Annotated in this window: 1 protein-coding gene and 1 pseudogene; one reads left to right on the plus strand and one right to left on the minus strand. The window is 76.0% G+C overall.

What is annotated here, in order from left to right:
• Nucleotides 1-238 (minus strand): annotated as a pseudogene (locus ACFXGA_RS31985) (hypothetical protein); the annotation flags it as partial.
• Nucleotides 239-383: 145 nt separating this feature from the next.
• Between ACFXGA_RS31985 and ACFXGA_RS31990 the strand changes: the two are divergent.
• Nucleotides 384-1,055 carry an LmbU family transcriptional regulator gene (locus ACFXGA_RS31990; protein WP_378094398.1) on the plus strand — a complete coding sequence of 224 codons (672 nt, stop codon included), beginning with the start codon at nt 384-386 and terminating at the stop codon, nt 1,053-1,055.
• Nucleotides 1,056-1,085: the final 30 nt, after the last annotated feature.

Genomic DNA, 1,085 nt, shown 5'->3' on the forward strand with positions numbered 1-1,085 from the left:
GGGCGCCCGCGAGCCCACCCACCCCCGCCCCCCCCCCCCCGGGCGCGCGGCGTGCGCGACCCTGTGTCCGGACCGCGGTGGGAACCGCCACGGCGCCGCGGACCCCCGCGACCTGGTCGCCGAGCCTGCGCGCGAGGTAGCGCCGGATGTGCGGCGCGTGCCGGTCGAAGAGCGCCGCGAACTCGTCCGGCCGGCGGCGCGACCGTTCGATGATCTCGGCGTCGGTGGGTGGTGTCATGGTGGCCTTTCGGGCTGGTCCCGTGGCGGGCGGTCACCTGTTCTCCGCCGCCGGGCCGGATCGGGTTCACGGTGTGAGCGGAAGTTGACCGGTGTGTGAGAGGCCCCCGATAGCAAGGAGATCCACACAGCATCAGGGGGAACAAGTGGACAAGGTGAACGCGGTGCCGCGCCGGCGTCCCGTCGGCGCGGTCGAGAGCCGGATCCTCACCACGCCGGTGGGGCTGGCGTTCCCGCGGGACGTCACGTTCGAGACCTGGGAGCAGGCGGGGCAGAGGATCGCGCGCATCGCCAGCTCGTCGGCGTGGTACCTCGGCGACTGGCTGGTCTTCGGCCAGGACAAGTACACCGACCGCTACCGCCGGGCGGTCGAGGCGGTGGGGCTCGACTACCAGACGCTGCGCAACTACGCGTGGATCGCGCGCAAGTTCGACCCCTCCCGCCGCCGCCGCGGCCTGCCGTTCCAGCACCACGCCGAGGTCGCCGCGCTGCCGCCGGCCGAGCAGGACCGGTGGCTCGACCGGGCCGAGCGCGAGGGCTGGTCCCGCACTGTGCTGCGGCGGGCCCTGCGGGACAGCCGCCACCCCGGCTCGAAGCCGCTGCGCGCGGTGATGCCGCGGGTCAGCGCGGCCGGCGAGGCGGTGGACCGGTGGCGGCGGGCCGCGATGGCCGCCGACACCGACTTCGAGGCGTGGGTCGTGGCCGCCCTCGACCGCGCCGCGGACCGCGACCTGGAGCTGGTCAGCGTGCCCCCGCTGGAGGAGCCGCCGGCGGCGCGGGAGGTCCTGGAGCTGCCCGCGGTGCGGCCGGCGTCCTGACCGGCCGGGCGGTGGTGCGGACGTCCGCAC

This window comes from Actinosynnema sp. NPDC059335, assembly GCF_042752395.1.
Classification (GTDB): domain Bacteria; phylum Actinomycetota; class Actinomycetes; order Mycobacteriales; family Pseudonocardiaceae; genus Actinosynnema.